Source organism: Streptomyces bottropensis ATCC 25435 (assembly GCF_000383595.1).
GTDB lineage: Bacteria > Actinomycetota > Actinomycetes > Streptomycetales > Streptomycetaceae > Streptomyces > Streptomyces bottropensis.
In genome coordinates, this window is sequence record NZ_KB911581.1 from 4,105,839 (window position 1) to 4,124,395 (window position 18,557).

At 68.7% G+C, this 18,557-nt stretch carries 14 protein-coding genes and 2 pseudogenes; 10 read left to right on the forward strand and 6 right to left on the reverse strand.

Annotation, left to right across the window (positions count from 1 at the left end):
• Window positions 1–218 precede the first annotated feature (218 nt).
• Window positions 219–575: pseudogene (locus tag STRBO_RS44645) on the reverse strand (IS5/IS1182 family transposase); the annotation flags it as partial.
• Window positions 576–835: 260 nt separating this feature from the next.
• Complete coding sequence (locus STRBO_RS0118125) at window positions 836–1,510, reverse strand: lytic polysaccharide monooxygenase auxiliary activity family 9 protein (RefSeq protein WP_466264121.1); 675 nt, start codon at window positions 1,508–1,510, stop codon at window positions 836–838.
• A 119-nt stretch (window positions 1,511–1,629) separates the two neighbouring features.
• Between STRBO_RS0118125 and STRBO_RS0118130 the strand changes: the two are divergent.
• A pseudogene (locus STRBO_RS0118130) lies at window positions 1,630–1,866 on the forward strand (IS5/IS1182 family transposase); the annotation flags it as partial.
• A gap of 19 nt (window positions 1,867–1,885) precedes the next feature.
• On the opposite strand, the gene STRBO_RS0118135 reads toward STRBO_RS0118130, so the two are convergent.
• Entirely contained in the window at window positions 1,886–2,656 is a 771-nt protein-coding gene (locus STRBO_RS0118135) for a FadR/GntR family transcriptional regulator (RefSeq protein WP_005475180.1), read from the reverse strand.
• 159 nt (window positions 2,657–2,815) lie between these two features.
• On the opposite strand from STRBO_RS0118135, the gene STRBO_RS0118140 reads away from it, so the two are divergent.
• The 9 genes from STRBO_RS0118140 to STRBO_RS0118180 all read left to right on the forward strand — a co-directional run bounded on the left by STRBO_RS0118140 (window position 2,816) and on the right by STRBO_RS0118180 (window position 14,432).
• Window positions 2,816–4,087, forward strand: coding sequence for an ABC transporter substrate-binding protein (locus STRBO_RS0118140; RefSeq protein WP_005475179.1), 1,272 nt, complete (start codon window positions 2,816–2,818; stop codon window positions 4,085–4,087).
• 4 nt (window positions 4,088–4,091) lie between these two features.
• Entirely contained in the window at window positions 4,092–5,120 is a 1,029-nt protein-coding gene (locus STRBO_RS40215) for a carbohydrate ABC transporter permease (protein ID WP_005475178.1), read from the forward strand.
• Window positions 5,120–5,947: a carbohydrate ABC transporter permease gene (locus STRBO_RS0118150; protein ID WP_020114562.1), complete on the forward strand. Its 828-nt coding sequence runs from the start codon at window positions 5,120–5,122 to the stop codon at window positions 5,945–5,947. Before STRBO_RS40215 ends, STRBO_RS0118150 begins: the two co-directional genes overlap by 1 nt.
• A gap of 3 nt (window positions 5,948–5,950) precedes the next feature.
• Window positions 5,951–7,165 (forward strand): mandelate racemase/muconate lactonizing enzyme family protein, encoded by a 1,215-nt coding sequence (locus STRBO_RS0118155; RefSeq protein ID WP_005475174.1) that lies wholly within the window; start codon window positions 5,951–5,953, stop codon window positions 7,163–7,165.
• On the forward strand, window positions 7,162–7,479 hold the full coding sequence (locus STRBO_RS0118160) for an SDR family oxidoreductase (RefSeq protein ID WP_005475172.1): 318 nt from the start codon (window positions 7,162–7,164) through the stop codon (window positions 7,477–7,479). Before STRBO_RS0118155 ends, STRBO_RS0118160 begins: the two co-directional genes overlap by 4 nt.
• 119 nt (window positions 7,480–7,598) lie before the next feature.
• Window positions 7,599–8,546: an RNA polymerase sigma factor gene (locus STRBO_RS0118165; protein WP_202499414.1), complete on the forward strand. Its 948-nt coding sequence runs from the start codon at window positions 7,599–7,601 to the stop codon at window positions 8,544–8,546.
• Window positions 8,547–8,891: 345 nt separating this feature from the next.
• Window positions 8,892–9,071 carry a hypothetical protein gene (locus STRBO_RS0118170; protein WP_020114563.1) on the forward strand — a complete coding sequence of 60 codons (180 nt, stop codon included), beginning with the start codon at window positions 8,892–8,894 and terminating at the stop codon, window positions 9,069–9,071.
• A 1,129-nt stretch (window positions 9,072–10,200) separates the two neighbouring features.
• Window positions 10,201–13,125, forward strand: coding sequence for a glycosyl hydrolase family 95 catalytic domain-containing protein (locus tag STRBO_RS0118175; protein WP_005475164.1), 2,925 nt, complete (start codon window positions 10,201–10,203; stop codon window positions 13,123–13,125).
• Window positions 13,122–14,432, forward strand: a complete 1,311-nt coding sequence (locus tag STRBO_RS0118180; protein WP_005475162.1) for an RICIN domain-containing protein — start codon at window positions 13,122–13,124, stop codon at window positions 14,430–14,432. The genes STRBO_RS0118175 and STRBO_RS0118180 overlap by 4 nt, the downstream gene beginning before the upstream one ends.
• Before the next feature lie 889 nt (window positions 14,433–15,321).
• On the opposite strand, the gene STRBO_RS0118190 is transcribed toward STRBO_RS0118180, so the two are convergent.
• From STRBO_RS0118190 to exaC, 3 genes are all read right to left on the reverse strand, one after another.
• Window positions 15,322–15,855, reverse strand: a complete 534-nt coding sequence (locus tag STRBO_RS0118190) for a TerD family protein (protein ID WP_005475158.1) — start codon at window positions 15,853–15,855, stop codon at window positions 15,322–15,324.
• A 631-nt stretch (window positions 15,856–16,486) separates the two neighbouring features.
• Window positions 16,487–16,627 (reverse strand): hypothetical protein, encoded by a 141-nt coding sequence (locus STRBO_RS43450; protein WP_020114566.1) that lies wholly within the window; start codon window positions 16,625–16,627, stop codon window positions 16,487–16,489.
• Window positions 16,628–16,944: 317 nt separating this feature from the next.
• Window positions 16,945–18,468, reverse strand: a complete 1,524-nt coding sequence (gene exaC, locus STRBO_RS0118210) for an acetaldehyde dehydrogenase ExaC (protein ID WP_005475153.1) — start codon at window positions 18,466–18,468, stop codon at window positions 16,945–16,947.
• Window positions 18,469–18,557 lie beyond the last annotated feature (89 nt).

The window sequence follows — 18,557 nt, forward strand, 5'->3', positions numbered from 1 at the left end:
TGTCCGCTCCTTCGGGACAGGAGCGGATGCCGGCGGTGGGGCCCGAGTGGGTGCGGGCCCCACCGCCCCCGGTGAATCTGTGGATCTGTGGACCCGTGCTGAACGCGGTACGCCGCCGGCCCCTGCCGGCCTCTCCCTGTCGTCGCGCGAGCCCCTGGACGCAATGCCGGTGACTCCGGCTCTTTCCGGTCGTGCAGCGGGGTGCGCCAAGGCCCGGACGCGTCGAAAGTGACCGGACGGCCGCCCCGGCTGCCCTTTCTCTTGCGGTTGGAGGTCTGGTCCCTCTTCTCCGGGATGACCGCCTTGATGCGACGTCGTCGCAGGTGGGCGCGGTTGGCGCGGGACGAGTACACCTTGTCCGCGGCGGCCGGGCGCGGGGCCGGCCGACGGGTGGACGGACGCGGATCACTGAGGGCTGTCCGCGGCCCGGTCGGCGGTCAGAACGAACGACAGCGGTCGGCGCTTGCCGTCGGCAACAGGTGCATCGTGCTGGTCAGTCCGCCGCGGGACCTTCCGAGCAGGGCTTCCTTCAGACGGAGTCGCCCTGGCGGGCGGCTTCGGCGATCAGGTTCTCCAGCAGGACGGTGAAGACACCGGCGTTCCGCCAGACTCGGTGAGTTGCCTGCGCGTCACGAAAGTCTTCCTACCGATCCGCCTCCCGGACGGGTCCGGAACGACGAGACTGATCACGACATCACACAGACCCCAGGAGCGCAGGAAGCCCCGTCGGGGCAGGGTGACCAAATGGGTCCCCTGGCCCGACGGAGTTCGATCGGCCGGACGGTGCGTTACTGGCGCCCGGCAGGCGCCGGTGTTGTGTGCGGCGCTCCCCGGCTCAGCCGAAGTTCACGTCGCTGCACCACATGTAGGCCTGGTCGAGGTGCGAGGCCTGCCAGATCACGAACACGATGTGGTGTCCGGTGTAGCCGCCGGTCTGGACGGGGAACGTGATGTCCTTCGCCGGGGCGAAGCGGCCGGTCTGCGTGATGAAGTCGAGGTTGCCCCAGCCCAGGGTCTGGGTCTTGGGGTTGAAGCCCTGCTTGCTCACGTAGACCTTGAAGTAGTCGGCACCGTGGGACGCCTGGTCGTACAGGTGGACCGAGAAGTTGTTGCCGACGGTGGTGGTCTTCCACTGCCCGGGCTTGTCCAGGCTGGCGTTCCTCGAGAGGTTGTTGCTGCAGAGCGTCCCGTCGGGGGTCCGCGCCTGGAACTGGCCACCGAGGCCGTCGCGGAGCGCGCTCATCCAGTTCCACATGGTGTCGGAATTGGCCTGGAAGGCCTGCCAGCACATGGGGTCTTCGGTCTGCATGGCCGGGTTCGTGTGGTTGTTGCCCCACGTCTTCCAGCACTGGTACGCGCGGGAGGCGGGGCCGACGATGGTGCCGTGAGCCTGGGCGGGCGCCGACCAGGTGAGTGCGCCGACAACCACGGCGAACAGCATGACGAGCGCCTGGAGAGGCCGGCGTAGGGACGACCGCGAACGCCCGGTTAACGGACTCTGTTTGCGCATGTGGGGGGACTCCTTCCAGTTGCAAGGCTGTCATGGGAGCGCTCCCAACGGTAGGACTTCTGAGTGAGATGTCAATGAAACAAACGGAGTTGAATACAGTGGTGGGCGGCGAGCAGGGGGAGAAGAAGGACAAGGCTGCCAACCGGAAGAAGAAGTGCGGCCTGGGTGGCCCGCCCACACGCCACGACTCCGGTCTCCACAGGGAACGGAACACCGTCGAGCGGCTGATCAACAAGCTGAAAGCCTGGCGGGGCATCGCGACTCGATACGACAGGACACCCGAGAGCTGTCTCGCCGGCCTCCACCTCCGCGCCTCGATGATCTGGATCAACGACGTACGGAAGGCAACCGGTTGATCACGACGTCACACAGGCCCTAACGCCGCAGCCGGTTCGGCTCGCCCGGCCCGCTGCGGCGCACCACCCACGCCTCGGTGATGTGGGTGAACATCGCCTCTGCCGCGCCCCTGGGGTCGTGCGCTGCGATCCGCTCGCAGATGCGCCGATGGCCGTGGTTGGACGCGACGCAGAAGGCGCGGCCGGTTCGGCCCATGTAACGGGCGGAGTTGATGACCTGGCGCTCCAGCGAACGGACCACGGCACGGCCGATAGGGTTTCCCGACGCCTGCATGACGGTGTCGTGGAACGCCCGGTCCTCCTCCTGGTACGACGCGGGGTCGTCGACGAGCTCATCCATCCGCTCCACCAGAGCGCGTAGCTGGTCGATCACCTCGGCGTTCGCCAGGCGGGCGGCGACGTTGGCCATATCGGACTCCAGCGCGCGGCGGGTCGCGACCAGGTGATCGAGGATGGCCAGGCTCTCGTCCTCGGCGATGGTCGCGCCGAGGACCAGCTCGTCGAGCATGTTCCACATCGCCGGTGGGGTGACCATCGTCCCGGCGCCCTGGCGGACCTGCACCAGCCCCTTCTCCTGAAGCACCTTCACCGCCTCGCGCACCACGGTGCGGCTGACCGAGAAGGTCTCGCAGAGCACGGGCTCGGGGGGCAGCGGCGAACCGGACGGATGGACTCCACGGACGATCCGCTCCACCAGCTCAGCCGTGACCGCGGCGGCGAGATTCGCCGGGCGCCGACTCCAGGCGGGGGCCTCGGAGGCCTCTGCGGATGACTGCGGTACTGCCGTCATGACACCCCCCGGGACCCGTGCCGTACCAAGGATGTTCGCCTACTGTACGGCATCACTGTTGACGTCATACGTCATACGAGTTACATACGTCATACGAGTTGCGTTCCTCCTCAACCTCAATCGCCGGACCGCCGGCCACCCAAGGAGAGTGGAGCAGCAATGAAGCAGCGAACACTGTGGTCGGCGACCGTGGTTGCCTGGCTCGTTGCCTTAGCCGGCTGCGGAAGCGCCTCCGACCCGGATGCGGCGTCGGGTGGTTCGAAGGGCAAGCTCGTCGTCTGGGACTGGAAGTCCGGCGACGCCACGGCGTCCTCGTACGTCGAGAAGGCCAAGGCCGACTTCGCCCAGCAACATCCCGGCGTGACGGTCGAGTTCGTCGCGCAGCCGTTCGAGCAGTACTACACCCTCCTCGGGGCCGCCATCCAGGCCGGCAAGGGGCCGGACGTCATGCTCTTCAACGGTGGCGGGCAGGTCCGTGACCGCGCGGACTCCCTTCTGCCGTTGGACGAGTACGTCCGTGATGACAGGGAGCGGCTGGCCGGGTGGGAGGCCTTCACCGAGGACGGCAAGACCTACGCCGCTCCGGTGACTTTGCAAGGGCACCCGATCTACTACAACAAGTCGCTCTACCGGAAGGCAGGGCTGGACCCGGAGCAGCCGGCCACCAGCTGGGGCGAGTTCGTCGCCAACTGCCGGACCATCACCAAGGCGACCGGTGCCAGGTGCTTCGCGCAGGGCAACAAGGAAGGCATCGGTATCCAGTTCTTCCTGTCCGGGCTCGGCTCGGGCGTTCTGTCGCCCACGGAGTACGACGACTGGATCGCCGGCAAACGAGACTGGTCCTCGCCGGCGGTCAAGCGGGTCTTCTCGCTCTGGAAAGAGGCCAACGACAAAGGCCTGAACAACGACGGGGCGAACTCGACGGCGATGTTCAACGACGCGTTCGCGGTGTTCCAGTCCGACAAGGCCGCCCACGTCATCGGGTTGATGTCGGACATCGGGCACTGGAAGGACTTCGCCGAATTCCTTGACGCCGACAATGTCGGCGTCATGAAGTCGCCGGTCGTCACGGTCGGTGCCACGCCGAGCCTTCCCTACGACGGCGGCATCGGCTACGCCGTCGCGAAGTGGACCAAGGACCCCAAGGTAGCCGCCGACCTGGTGCGCTCCCTGACCTCGACCGACGCACTGAAGTCGTTCTACGCCGACGCGGGCGCCATCGCGGCCGACCGCACCGTGGACGTCTCGAGCGGTGGACCGGCCGTCGCCACCATCGTGTCCGAGATCGACCGTGGCAAACCCGCCCTGCACGTGGCCCTGTCGTCCAAGACCGCAGATTTGATGGGGCGGCTGTCTCAGCAATTGCTGAGCGGATCGGTCACGGTCGACGCGGCGGTCGAGCAGCTGGCGGCGTCCGACCAGGCGGGCTGAGGCCATGTCACCCGATGGTTCGTCGCTCCGCGCGGCGCGAGCAGGGCGGACCGACGCGGCGCGAGCAGGGCGGGCCGACGCGGCGCGAGCAGGGCGGGCCGACGCGGCGCGAGCTGGCGAGGCGGGAGGTGACGGCGGCCCCCCGTCGAAATCTTCGCGAGTCCGCAGCGGCCGGCGCGCCGAACGCCTCGCCCCCTACGTCCTGGTCGCTCCCGCCGTCCTGATCATCGTGGTGCTCCGGCTCTGGCCACTGGGACTGGGTGTCAACTTCTCCTTCACCGGTGACGGCGAGAGCAACGGTGCCCCGGTGGGGCTCGACAACTACGCGGAGCTCATCGACGACCCGCTGTTCCGCACCGCGCTGCGCAACGTCGGACTGCTGGTGCTGCTGCTGCCGGTCGCAGTCGCGATCCCGGGACTGCTCGCCACCTTCATCTACCTGCGGGTGCCAGGACACCGGTTCTTCCGGAGCGTCTACTTCTTCCCGGCTGTGCTCTCACCGGTGATCGTCGGCGCGATCTTCAACCTGCTCCTGGCCTTCGACGGTCCGCTGAACGACGTGCTCGGTGGCTCAGGGATCGGCCCGGTCGACTGGCTCGGCGATCCCGACGTAGCCATGTTCGCCGTCGTCGGCGTGCACATCTGGGCGACATCAGGAATGGCGCTGGTGGTGTTCCTGGCCGGGCTCGCGACCCTGGACCCCGCACTTCTGGACGCCGCCCGGGTCGACGGCGCCTCGCTCGCGCGGATGATCTGGCACGTCATCATCCCGGGCCTGGCGCGCACCATCCAGTTCGTCGTCGTCACCACGATGATCGGGATGCTGACCTCGATGTTCGGGCTGCTCTACGTCATGACCAGTGGTGGCCCCGAAGGGGCGACCTACCTGCCGGAGTACTACATCTGGGTCCAGCAGGGGCAGATGAGCCGCCCGGCGCTCGCGTCGGCCGCGTCCACGGTCCTCTTCCTCATCATGCTGGTCGTGGGTCTGCTCCAGGTCCACCTGCTGCGCCGGGCGGGGAGGGAGGACTGATGTCCCGCCTGGGGCCGGGCAGATGGCTGGTCGCCGTGCCGATGGTGCTCCTCGCCCTGGCGACGATCTACCCGCTGCTGTTCACCGCCAACGTCGCGATGAAGACCCGCCGGGAATACATCCTCGACCGGTTCTCCCTGGCAAGCACTCTCCGGTGGGACAACCTCGGCACCGCGTGGAACAGCGTCGGCATGGGGCGGTACTTCCTCAACTCCGTGATCGTGGTGGCCTGCGCCGTGGCGCTGTTACTGCTCATCGGGTCCATGGCCGGGTTCGCGCTGGCCCAGGTGCGGTTCCGTGGCTCGTCCGCGCTGGCTCTGGTCTGCCTCGCGGCACTGTTCATCCCGTTCCAGGTGATCATGGTGCCACTGGCCAGGATCATGGCCGACGGCGGTCTCATCGACACCTATCCGGGGCTGATCCTCGCCTACGTCGCGCAGTTCCTGCCGTTCACCGTCTTCTTGATGACGAGCTACTACCGGGCGGTGCCCACCGAGCTCGTCGACGCCGCACGGATCGACGGAAACACCCTGTACGGCGTCTACCGGCGCATCATGCTGCCGATGGGTGCTCCCGCACTGCTGTCGGTGGGCATCCTCGACGCGCTGTTCTGCTGGAACGACGTGCTCATCTCGCTGCTGATGATGCCGTCGGCGGACCATCGCACCCTGATGGTGGGCATCACTTCACTGCGCGGCCAGTACTCCGCCGACATCCCCACCTTCGCAGCCGGTGTCCTGATCGCCGGGCTACCCGTGTTGGTGACCTACCTGTTCCTGCAGCGCCAGATCGCCGAGGGCGTGACGGCCGGCGCGACGAAGGGCTGACGCATGCGCATCACCGGGTACAGAACCCTGACGACGGCACAGAGATGGGGCCGACCTGTCGGTGACGCCAACGGCGTCCACGACGACGGCGTCGTGCCCGTGTCGGTCGTCCTCGTCGAGACCGATGAGGGGATCACCGGGGTCGGCCTGGGACCGCACGTGGAAGCCGAGGTGATCTTCGCCGCCATCGACGGCCAGGACCCGCGCGCGGTGACCGCCCTCTACGACCGCATGCTGCGGCACTCCTTCAAACCCGGGCATGCCGGCGTGGTGTTCGGCACGATCGGCGCGTTCGACACGGCGTTGTGGGACATCAAGGCGCAGGCGGTGGGCGAGCCGCTGTGGCGGCTGCTGGGCGGCAACGACCGCATGGTCCACGCCTACGCCTCCGGCCTGGACATCGGCCTCACCGACGACGAGCTCGTCGCCACCTACCAGGTCTATGCCGAACGCGGGCTGAGGGCGGCGAAGCTCAAGGGCGGCCTGGACATCGAGCATGACCGGCACCGGCTGTCGCTGGTACGCGAGGTACTGACCGAGGCCGCGCACGGGACCCGGCCAGGGCTCATGCTGGATGCGAACGAGTCCTGGAGCCGCAAGCAGGCGGTGCGCCACGTCCGTGAATTGGAACGCACACTCGACCTGACCTGGATCGAGGAGCCGGTCCGGCGGTGGGACGCCGACGGCCTGGCCGCTGTCAGCCGTGGCGTACGGACGGCGGTCGCCAGTGGGGAGAACCTCACCGGCCTCGAGCAGTTCCGCCCGCTGATCGCGGCGGGAGGCGTCGACATCGTCCAGACGGCCGCGGTCTGGGGAGTCACCCACTTCCTGCGTGTCGCCGCGCTGGCGCACGCCTACGATCTGCCGGTCAGCCCGATCGGCAACACGCCTGTCGCGCTGCTGCACGCCGCGACGTCGGTGCCCAACCACCTCGTCAGCGAACTGCAGGGCCTGCAGCCGCCGATCGGCATCGCGATGGATCTGCACGTCGAGGACGGCGCCTTCGTGCTCGGCGACACGCCGGGCCTGGGCATCCGGATCGACGAAACGGTGATGACCACGGTGAAGACCTCGGCCCGTCAGCGAACGGCACACGCACCCGACGGACCGCACATACGGCCGGAGCAGGCCGGCCTGCGGCTGCTCGCTGTCACCCCCGAACCACACAGGTCCACCGCGGAAGGGACGTTCGACACCATAGGGATGGAGGATCGATGAAAGCGGTTGTCCACCGTGGGGGCCACACCCTCGACATCGAGAGCCGGGTCGCCGAGGCGCCGGCCCCGGCGAAGGAGTGGGGCGGGCGCGGCGTCAACGTCGACGCCATCGCACCGGGCCACGTCGCCACCCACGACACCGAGGCGTTACGCGCGGCCCCCCAGCACGACCAGGCGATCCTTGGCCGGATCCCGGCCCGTCGCTGGAGAGGCCCCGACGATCTCGCCGGGGCCACGGTGTTCCTCGCCCCCTCGGTGTCGGACCGGGGCAACGGCATCGGTCTTCCCGTCGATGGCGGACGGCCGGGACGATGACGGGCTGCCCCGCATTACCAGCCGGCCGCGCCCGAGTCGATCGTGCGTGCGAACCCGAGGGTGGCGACGTGCGCGGCACCTGGGGTGGCCCTGCCCGGGGCAACGTGTACGGGCTCGTGATGCGAGCCGGCCGAGCCGACGAGACGAGCCTGGTCGTCGCCGCACAGGCCGGCGATCCACGAGCCCTCGACGACCTGGCCGCGACGTACCTGCCGCTGGTGTACGCGATCGTGCGCAGGGCACTGGGTGAGCTTGCGGACGTCGACGACGTGGTGCAGGAGACGATGCTGCGGGCACTTCCCGAGCTGCGCACCTTGCGCGCCCCGGAGTGCTTCCGGCCCTGGCTGGCCACGATCGCGACACGACAGATCAGCACCCATCTGCACCGGCGGCAGGCGGACGCCGAACGGACGGCCCCCCTCGACGAGATGACCGACCCGCCGGACGCCGACGCCGACGCCGAGAGCCTGGCCCTGATCCACGTCGAGTTGTCCGGTCATCGCCGAAAGACCGTACGCGCCAGTCGATGGCTCGACCCGGACGCCCGGGCGCTGCTGTCGTTGTGGTGGCTGGAGACCGCGGGCCGGCTGGCGAGGGCGGAGCTCGCGGCGGCGCTGGGAACGAGCGTGGCCCACGCGGGTGTGCGCGTCCAGCGGATGCGCAACCAGTTGGAGCTGAGCCGCTCACTCGTCGCCGCGCTGGACGCCAGCCCCCGGTGCCCACAGCTGACGGCCGCGCTGGGGGGCTGGGACGGCGTACCGAGCACGCTGTGGCGCAAGCGCATCACCCGGCACACCCGATCCTGTGCGGGCTGCGGCCGGGCCGCCGACGAACTGGTCCCCCTTGAGCGGCTGATCGTCGCCTTGGCGCTGCTCCCCGTCCCGCCGGGGCGGTCGGCCACGGTGCTCGACAATCCTGCGCTCGCCGGGGCGACCGAGAATGCCGTCGTGATGGGAGCCGAGTCGGCCGAGATCGGCTCCGGCCGGTTGCCGACGTCAAGGCCGGGCTACTCGGCGAGCTCGCCTGAGGGTCGTTCGAGTCGACGTCCACGTCTTCGTGTTCGGTGACGGCGCCGTACTTTTCGGCACTACGTCGACTGCGACTGTCCAAGCCGGCCGTCGATAACGAAAAATGCCGCGACTTACGTGCGTCCGTCACTCCGATTCGCCGCCCGAAAAGGTTATGAGGAGTGGCCGTCAATAGTCCCGCTTCTCCGGTTGGTTGCGCGACGGCTCAGCCACACATATATATCGAACCTTCCTACTTGAATGGACCATGACAATCTGTCAGTCTTCTAGTCGTCGACGCGTAACGTTCCCCATTCATGACCTGTGAAAGCGGAAGCCAAAAGAAATCCGCGGATTTCTGGCGCCGGCACGGTGAGGTGGCTCCGACTTCGAAAGGTGCCGGTGATGAACGAATTCGTGCACTCGCCTGATCCGCCGCGGCAGCCCAGGGCCCGAGCGATCCTGTCGTTGAACCCGTACCCGTCGCGGCTCCTGTACCAGGGCATGGACCCCAACGCCGACGGCGACCGCATCTCCCTGCCGTGCCGGACGGGGCTCCTCACCCAGACCAACTCCACCTGCTGACCGGAGATCCGGGCGAAGCCGGGGAGCGAGGCTTTCCAGGCGCCACGGCAGCGGCATGACGCTGACATGCCCGTTGCGCGAGCGATCTGGGAGGGGGCCGGCGCGGAGAGGGCAAGCTCCGCGCCGGCTCGGCAGGCTGTCGGCAGGCGGCCGACGTCAACGGATCCTGCACAGCGCACACGTGACCACACCGCCAACCGGGAAGGCAGGACCATGCCCCACACCCGTCGCCGGTCCTACCTTGGAGGTTCACCACCGGGCGCGAGAGCGCGCTCCGAGGGGAGAGCAACGGCTCGCTCGACGCGGTCGCCTTCGACCTGGAGCGCCTCGACGAGCTGGAGTTCCACGAGGCCACAGGGCCCGCGGTCGAGCAGGAATTCACCCGGATCCTCATCACCGAGCCGGACCATCCGTACATGTCGGCCCGGTGACCACCCGGTCACGTCATCGGGTACGAGCACTCGTTCACCCACGGGACGCGCGACTTCCCGACCGCGGTGGCCGTCGGCACCGACCCCTGGCCATCCCTTGCTGACGCCCTCCACGTCCGGCTCGTTCGAGACGCGGTGCCGCGCTCGGCCGAGGCGGGCTCGTCGTGGACGGAGGTGATGCCCGTAGCGGCGATGGCGATCGTCCGGCCATCGGCGGCGCGGACACAGGCAGAGACCGGCGCGACCGCACGGCCTTGCGTGTCCGCGGGGGGTGCGAGGCGGTGCGACCGACCGGCCTCGTCACCAGCCCTGCCCGCCGGACCGGCGTGGGACCGGTGGTGATCGGATGCCGCCGACTCCGGCTGCCATCCCCGCCGGCCGGGTGGGCGGGGCATTCACGCGAGGGCACACCAGGGCGCCGCTCCGATGCGTAAGGAGTCGCACACGGCGTCTCGACCAAGTGGCGCTGATCAGCGTCGCGTTGACCGAGCCGTACGCCACCCGCCACCCGGCGCATGCCGGTCTCGCGGCGCCGGAGGCCGCCCTCGCCGCGCCGGCCGCGGTGCTGCCGACCAAGTCGACGTACGCCTACGCCGCGTTCCGGGCCGGCTGCCCTACGCCGACTGCACCCCGTCCACCGGCGCCCGGCTCCCGGCGCTGCGTCCGCGTCCTGCTCCAGTCCGAGAAGGGAGAACGACATGTCCGAGGTGACACGCAGACGGTTTCTCGCCGCCGGGGCGGCGGCGGCCGGAGCCGGGATCGTGCCGGGTGGGTGGACGGCCGTTGCCAGGGCCGGCTCGGCCGCGCCGCCGGAGGTTCTGGCCGCCGACGACCTCGCCCTGTGGTACGACAGGCCGGCCGGCGCGGACTGGCTGCGGGCACTGCCGATCGGCAACGGACGCCTCGGCGCGATGGTGTTCGGCAACGTCGACACCGAACGGCTGCAACTCAACGAGGACACCGTCTGGGCCGGCGGTCCGTACGACTCCGCCAACACCCGTGGCGCGGCCAACATCGCGGAGATCCGGCGGCGGGTCTTTGCGGATCAGTGGGGGCCGGCGCAGGACCTGATCGATCAGACGATGCTGGGCAGCCCGGCCGGACAGCTGGCCTACCAGCCCGTCGGAAACCTTCTGCTCTCCTTTGGCGGCGCTACCGGTGTGTCGCAGTACAACCGGACGCTCGACCTCACGACCGCCACGGCCCTCACGACCTACGTACTGAACGGCGTGCGGTACCAGCGCGAGGTGTTCGCCAGCGCACCCGACCGGGTGATCGTGGTCCGGCTGACGGCCGACCGGGCCAACTCCCTCACCTTCAACGCCACTTTCGACAGTCCACAACGGACTACGGTGTCCAGCCCGGACGGCGCCACGATCGCCCTCGACGGCACCTCCGCCACCATGGAGGGCATCGCAGGGCGGGTCCGGTTCCTCGCCCTGGCCAACGCCGCCGTGACGGGCGGCACGGTCAGCAGTTCGGGCGGCACGCTGCGCGTCTCCGGCGCCACCAGCGTGACGGTGCTGGTGTCGATCGGCTCCAGCTACGTCAACTTCCGGAACGTCGCCGGCGACTACCAGGGGACCGCGCGCAGCCGCCTCAACGCCGCCCGCGACGTCGGCATCGACGCACTACGCAGCCGGCATCTCGCCGACTACCAGGCGCTGTTCAACCGGGTGTCGGTCGACCTGGGACGTACGACGGCGGCCGACCAGCCGACCGACGTACGGATCGCACAGCACGCGCAAGTGAACGACCCGCAGTTCTCAGCCCTGTTGTTCCAGTTCGGCCGGTATCTGCTCATCTCGTCCTCGCGGCCGGGTACCCAGCCGGCGAACCTGCAGGGCATCTGGAACGACCAGATGGCTCCGTCCTGGGACTCGAAGTTCACCATCAACGCCAACCTGCCGATGAACTACTGGCCCGCCGACACGACGAACCTCTCCGAATGTTTCCTCCCGGTCTTCGACATGATCAACGACCTGACCGTGACCGGCGCCCGGGTGGCCCAGGCGCAGTACGGCGCCGGCGGCTGGGTGACGCATCACAACACCGACGCGTGGCGGGGCGCCTCGGTCGTCGACGGAGCGCAGTGGGGGATGTGGCAGACCGGTGGCGCATGGCTGGCCACCCTGATCTGGGACCACTACCTGTTCACCGGTGACATCGACTTCCTCCGCTCGAACTATCCGGCCCTGAAGGGCGCCGCACAGTTCTTCCTCGACACCCTGGTCGCCCACCCGACGCTCGGATACCTGGTCACCAACCCGTCGAACTCTCCGGAGCTGCCTCACCATGCGAACGCCACCGTCTGCGCGGGGCCCACCATGGACAACCAGATCCTGCGCGACCTCTTCAACAGCGTCGCCCGCGCGGGCGAACTCCTCGGCGTGGACGCCGCCTTCCGCGCTCAGGCAGTGGCGGCCCGGGACCGGCTGGCGCCGATGCGGGTCGGCTCCAGGGGCAATGTCCAGGAGTGGCTGGCCGACTGGGTGGAGACCGAGCGGAATCACCGGCACGTCTCCCACCTGTACGGTCTGCATCCGAGCAACCAGATCACCAAGCGCGGGACACCCCAGTTGTACGAGGCCGCGCGGCGGACGCTGGAGCTGCGCGGTGACGACGGGACGGGATGGTCGCTCGCGTGGAAGATCAACTTCTGGGCACGGATGGAGGACGGCGCCCGGGCCCACAAGCTGATCCGGGACCTGGTGCGGACGGACCGTCTCGCGCCCAACATGTTCGACCTGCACCCACCGTTCCAGATCGACGGCAACTTCGGCGCCACCTCGGGCATCGCGGAGATGCTGCTGCAGAGCCACAACGGCGAACTGCACGTGCTGCCGGCGCTGCCGGCCGCCTGGCCCACCGGGCGTGTGAGCGGACTGCGAGGCCGCGGCGGATACACCGTCGGCGCCGAGTGGAGCAGCGGCCGGATCGAGTTCGTCGTCACACCCGACCGAACCGGTGCCGTCCGGGTACGCAGTCGGATCTTCACCGGCGACTTCACGCTGAAGGACGATTCGAGCGGCGAGCCGATCCAGCCGAAGCGTCTAGAGGCCGATCTCATCGAGTTCGCCGGCCAGGCCGGCAAGACCTACCGAGCGTCCGCACTCAGGTCGGGGCCGGTGGAGGCCGGCGTGGCCTATCGGCTGGTGGCCCAGCACAGCGGCAAGGCTGCCGACATCAACGGTGCGTCCACGGCCGCCGGTGCGCGGCTGATCCAGTGGCAGATCACCGCCGGTCTCAACCAGCACTTCGAGTTCCTGCCCTCCGACGGAGGGCACTACAAGATCCGGGTTGGGCACAGTGGTCTGTTCCTGCAGGTCGCCAGTAGCAGCAACGGCGCCGACATCACCCAGCAGCCGGATACCGACGCCGCCGGCCAGCAGTGGCGAACAGTCGACCACGGAGGTGGCGTGATCAGTCTGGTCAACCGGCAGAGCGGCCTCGCCCTGGACGTGTGGGAGGCCTCCACCGCCGACGGAGCCCGCATCTCCCAGTGGGCAGCAACCGACCGCACCAACCAGCGATTCCAACTCCACCGCATCCAGCCCCAGCGCGAGCCGCGGTCCGGCCGACCAGGAAGAGCCATGTCACCGAGCAGCGAGGGAGTCGCATGATGTCGATCCGCAGATTGTTCTTCGGGCGAGCCGTGGTAGCGGCACTGCTCGTTCTCGCCATGGCCGGCGTGGCAGGAGTCAGCGCTGCGGCCGGCATGTCGCCCACCGCCGGGGCCACACTCGCGGGGACCGCCGGATGCGGACGTGCCCCCACCCTGACGAACGGTACGCACACGATTCAAAGCAGCGGTAAGAATCGCTCCTTCATCCTGAGCATCCCGGAAAACTACGACAACACCCGTCAACATCGATTGGTCTTCGGATTCCACTGGTTGGGTGGCACCGCCGGGCAAGTCGCCGGCGGCGGAAGCGATGGCGATGTCTACGCCCACTACGGACTCCGGCGACTGGCGAACAACAGCGCGATCTTCGTCGCTCCGCAGGGCATCAACAACGGCTGGGGCAACTCCGGCGGCGAGGACGTGACCTTCGTCGACGACATGATCAGGCGTATCGACAACGACCTCTGTGTCGACACCACGCAGCGCTTCGCCCTCGGGTTCAGCTACGGCGGAGCCATGAGCTACGCACTCGCATGTGCCAGGCCGAACGTCTTCCGTGCGGTCGCCGCGATAGCCGCGCCTGGGGGGATCAGCGGGTGCAGCGGGGGCACCCAGCCCTTCGCGTACATGGGAATCCACGGCATCAATGACAACATCGGCGCCGGTCGCGGGCTGCGGGACAGGTTCGTCAGGAACAACGGCTGTACCGCCCAGAACGCGCCGGAGCCCGCGCCGGGCAGCCGCGCCCACATCACCACCGCCTACTCGGGCTGCCGAGAGGGGTATCCGGTCGTCTGGGCCGCGTTCGACGGAGGTCACCAGCAAGGCCCCGTGGACGGGTGCGCAGGCTGTGAGAGCGGCGCCAGGAGCTGGGTCAAGGGAGAGATCTGGAGCTTCTTCACGGGTGCCGACCCGACCCCGAACCCGACCACATTCCGGCTGCGGAGCCAGTCCGCCGACCGATGCCTGGACGTCAGCGGTGCCGACTCGTCCAACGGCGCCCAGATGATCACCTGGGACTGCCACACCGGCGCCAACCAGCAATTCACCCAGACCGGACAGACTCTGCGGGTGATGGGTAGATGCCTGGACGTGCCGAGCGACGCCGCCCCCGGCGCCCGAGCACGGATCTGGGACTGCACCGGCGGCGCGAACCAGCAATGGAATCTCAACACCGACGGAACCATCGGCAACGCCCAGACCGGACTCTGCCTGGACGTCAACGGCGGCAGCACCGCCAACGGCGCTGCGGTGATCGTGTGGAGCTGCCACACCGGCGTCAACCAACGCTGGGCCCGAGCGTGACCAGAACTGTGAAGGCGGCCCCGGCCGCTGTAGTCGCGGCCGGCCGGCCGGAACGGCTCACGTCGGCGAGTCGACGCCTCTTGCCCTGACGGTCCTCTTCCCTTGCCGACCGTGCATGGGCGGCCCAGGGACGCGGTGCTGTTCCCACGAGATGCGGAGGGCGTGACAGAGGGGCAGATCGGTTCCGCGCCATCCGGCACCACGAGGAGACGGGACCTGTCCACCCCCCGTCCGGTTGAGGGGTGGTCTCCGCAGCTACATCGAGGCCGCCGTTGCCCGCCCGCGGTCGTTCTCCGTACGAAGCCCGCCGGACGCTGCTCTCGTCCCAACGGTGGTACGTCACATACGCGCCCGCTCAGAGGGTGTACCTGGCGTCGTCCGGTGGGGCCGCCCGGTGCGCGTTCGCTACGCGGTCCGGATGAGGCGAACCGGCCCCGAGTGCCCCCGCCCGCCGCGGCGGCGACGAGGGGGAGCAGCACGGTGTCGGGCCTGCCGGGCCCTGGAGCGGGGCATCGACGTCGCGGACGTGGGGTGCCTTGCCGGCCGCGCCCTGCTCGGCCTCGCCCAGAGGTTTCCCCGCCCCCCGCTTCACGGGGTTCGACAACTTCCCGGCGCAGCTGGAAACTCGCCCGGGCGAAGGCGGAGTGGGCCGGTGTCGCCGACCCGCCAACCGCGTGACGTTCGAGACGGTCGATGCGGCCCAGGGGCTTCCCAGGCGCCACGACCTTGTCACCACCTTCGACGTCATCCACGACTCGGCGGAACCGACGCGGCTTCTTGCCGCCGTCCGGGCCACGGTCAAGGGCGACGCCGACTACCTTCCTCGGTTCACCCGAGTGGTGAGCTGTGCCCCGTTGTGCGGCGATGGCCGTGAGCGGTGACGAGGCTGTCACGGCTGTGGAGCGCCGCCCATCTCTGCGGTGAAGACCCCCGGTTCGGTGTCGAACCCCCGGATCATCTCCTGGAACTCCCACGCCCCCGAAGCGGTTCGGGTGAACTCCGCGACCGTTGCGGCAGTGGATCCGGCGACCTGCGAGAAGTCGTCCTTCAGCAGTTCGCGGTAACCCTCGACGACCAGTACTCCAGCGTTCGACATGTCGCCGAAGGTCTTGGGACCGCTGTTCTGGTGGATCGCGACCCCGACGACCACACGCGCGAAGGAGGCGGCGAGGCGATCGAGCTCCAGGGTCATCTCTTCGACGTAGCCGAACCCCTGGCCGGTCTGGCTGTGCCGGGACATGTTGATGGTGCCGTCCGGAGAGCGGCTGTCGAAGTGGACGACGTACTCGGGCCGCCCGCAGGGAGCGTCCGCGGAGTAGGTCGTGGCGATGATGTCGAGATGGTGGGGCGGCTGGTTCCAGGGACTCGGGTCCCACTTGAGCCGAACCCCGACCTTGCTCACGCCCACGCTGTCGCTGCTCACTGGGATCGCCGACTCTCCCGTATCAGGCCACACGGGCTTGTTCCCGCATGGCCAAGTATGGCTCGCGGCCGAGCTTTTGAGGCAGGCGTACCTGGCCCCGGATGTGTGGGGGTGCGTGTCGGTCTTGCCGCACTGCCCCTTTGCTGCTCGGCGTCGGGTCACTGCGCTCGGTCAGCGTCAGGACGACAGACGACGCGTATGGGCGGCGGTCCTGGACACTGTCGAACCAGGGAGATCGTGGTGCTGGGCTCTACGTGCTGCAGTGGTTCCGGATACGCGGCTGGTGGTGGTACGTGCCACTCGGAGCGGTGATCTGGGCGCTGATGAGTAGAGATGGTCCGTGCGGCCGACACGGCGCCGCTGTGCCTCGTCGTCACCCCCACTTCTCCTCAGCCTCCGCTGCGCGTGGACCGCACCAGGCTCTCCAGGCGCACCGCCCTGCTCACGTAGCCGCCGGCCTGCGCCAGATCCTCAGCCACCCTCTGCGCGAAGTTCTCGAAGCCCTCGCACGTAGTGGGGCGGCGGCCCCGCACCATCGCGTCCGCGGCGAACGACTACCGGGCCGAGGGCGTGGCGACTTCCCGCATGTCGCCGCGGCCCAGCCGCTGTCGTCGAACTCGGACGGGATCCGTCACACGATGATCGCGTGGGTGAAGGCGAAGGGGTGGACGCTCGGAGCGATCGCCCGGCGGGAGTCGCGCTGCTCACACCGGTCGGTGAAGGCCCGGAGGAGGCCGCGGAGCGCAAGGCGGGGATGCACCACGATCAGCATCGAGCCGCGGGGCGCTCCTGCATGCCGACGTACGCGAAGGTGGAGAAGGGCGGCACCGCCGTGCTTCGGTACGAGGTGGGCAACGGCCAGGACCCAAGCGTCAAGGACTTCCTTCGCACATACGACATCACCGCCCGGCCGAAGCGCACCAGCCCGTCCGAGGTGACGTACCGCGACTACAGAACTCGCCTCCAAGCCGGCCAGGCGGCCCAAAGATCTCCGGGGGAGTCATGAGGTAAGTCGGTCCCTGCTCTTGGCGGGCCGAGAGGAAGGCGCCTGGCGGGCAGAAGCCCAGGTCAGGCGCCTCTTTCGTGCCTCTAGAAGAAGCCCAGCTTCTTCGGCGAGTACGACACCAGAAGGTTCTTCGTCTGCTGGTAGTGGTCCAGCATCATCTTGTGCGTCTCACGGCCGATGCCCGAACCCTTGTACCCGCCGAAAGCGGCGTGGGCCGGGTAGGCGTGATAACAGTTGGTCCAGACGCGGCCCGCCTGGATGGCGCGGCCCGCGCGGTACGCCGTGTTGGTGTCCCGCGTCCAGACCCCCGCCCCCAGGCCGTACAACGTCTCGTTCGCGATCTTGATGGCGTCGTCGAAGTCGTCGAACGACGTCACGGACACGACCGGGCCGAAGATCTCCTCCTGGAAGATCCGCATACGGTTGTGGCCCTCGAAGATCGTCGGCTGGACGTAGTAGCCGCCCTTCAACTCACCTTCGTGCTCGATGCGCTCACCACCGGTGAGGACCTTCGCGCCCTCCTGCCGACCGATGTCCAGATAGGACAGGATCTTCTCCAGCTGATCGTTGGAGGCCTGGGCACCGATCATGGTGTCGGTGTCCAGAGGATGCCCCGTCCTGATCTGCTCCGTGCGGGCGACGGCCGCCTCCATGAACTCGGCGTAGTTGCCGCGCTGCACCAGCGCACGCGACGGACAGGTGCACACCTCGCCCTGGTTGAGCGCGAACATCGTGAAGCCTTCGAGCGCCTTGTCACGGAAGTCGTCGTTCGCCGACCACACGTCGTCGAAGAAGATGTTCGGCGACTTGCCACCGAGTTCGAGCGTCACCGGCGTGATGTTCTCCGAGGCGTACTGCATGATCAGGCGCCCGGTCGTCGTCTCGCCCGTGAACGCCACCTTCGCCACCCGGGGACTCGACGCCAACGGCTTGCCCGCCTCGACCCCGAACCCGTTGACGATGTTCAGCACGCCCGGGGGCAGCAGATCCGCCACCAGACTCAGCCAGACATGGATGGACGCCGGAGTCTGCTCGGCCGGCTTCAGCACGACCGCGTTGCCCGCCGCCAGCGCGGGAGCCAGCTTCCAGGTCGCCATCAGGATCGGGAAGTTCCACGGAATGATCTGCGCGACCACCCCCAGCGGCTCATGGAAGTGGTACGCCACCGTGTCGTCGTCCAGCTCCGCCAGCGAACCCTCCTGCGCGCGGACCGCCCCCGCGAAGTACCGGAAGTGATCGATCGCGAGCGGGATGTCGGCGGCCAGCGTCTCCCGCACCGGCTTGCCGTTCTCCCAACTCTCCGCGACCGCCAGCAGCTCCAGGTTCGCCTCCATCCGGTCGGCGATCCTGCGCAGGACGTCCGAACGCTCCGTCACGGACGCACGCCCCCAGCCGGGCGCCGCCGCGTGCGCCGCGTCCAACGCGCGCTCCACGTCCTCGCTCGTACCGCGCGCGATCTCGGTGAACGGGAGCCCGTTCACCGGACTCGGGTTCTCGAAGTACTGCCCGCGCGCCGGCGGCACGTACTCACCCCCGATGAAATGGTCGTAACGCGCCTCGAAGGAGACGACCGCGCCGTCCGTACCGGGCGCTGCGAAACGGGTCATGAATACCTGCCTCCCGAGAAGCGCCACCCGCCGTTGGGCGGCTCTCGCGAGGAGGCTAGAAACCGGAATGTTGCAACGACGTTGCGCCC